The organism is Vibrio sp. 10N.286.46.A8, from assembly GCF_041470165.1.
GTDB lineage: Bacteria > Pseudomonadota > Gammaproteobacteria > Enterobacterales > Vibrionaceae > Vibrio > Vibrio tasmaniensis_A.
Window position 1 is genome coordinate 1 of record NZ_JBFRLX010000284.1, and the last position, 599, is coordinate 599.

Annotated in this window: 1 protein-coding gene and 1 pseudogene; both read right to left on the reverse strand. The window is 43.7% G+C overall.

All coding sequences use genetic code 11. The features are described 5' to 3' along the window. The coding region (locus AB4232_RS21445; protein ID WP_372087964.1) for a LysE family translocator at positions 1-323 on the reverse strand (323 nt) is incomplete at its 3' end. 150 nt (positions 324-473) lie between these two features. Next, positions 474-599, reverse strand: a pseudogene (locus AB4232_RS21450) (FAA hydrolase family protein); the annotation flags it as partial.

The following is a 599-nucleotide window of genomic DNA, read 5'->3' on the forward strand; positions in this document are numbered from 1 at the left end:
GCAGCACGGTTGTCGCTTAACTCAGGCGCATTGCCCTGTTCTGTTCGAAGACAATCCCACCCCATCTTTAATAAGTATGCACCGCCTAATAGATGAAGGGCTTTTAAAGCCACTGGACTCATCGCAATCAATGCTGAAACGCCCATTGCTGCCAATACTGTCAGGATAATTCCAGAAGTCGCATTACCTAAGCTCGCAAACACACCGACTTTACGGCCATAGCTCATGCTTGAGCTTGCGATGAGTAACATATCAGGGCCTGGTAAAAGGAGAAGAGCTACAACGGCCGTCAGGTAAACAGGTAGGATGGTTAAATCGATCATGGGTTTCAGTATTGATAAAAATGGAGGCGAATTTTATATCAATTACTAACACCCTTCCAGATGCAATCAGTTGCTAGGTGTTAAATTAATCGAATTAAACACCACCAATGAACAGTAAAGCCAATTTATTAACTAAATACAAAAGACTAATTAACGTGCTACCCACTCGATCTCAATCACAGTGGTTTCGCCACACTTTAGACGACCAAGGAAAATATCACCTTGATGTACCTCTCCAACACCTTTCGGAGTGCCCGTCATCACAACATCACCGTC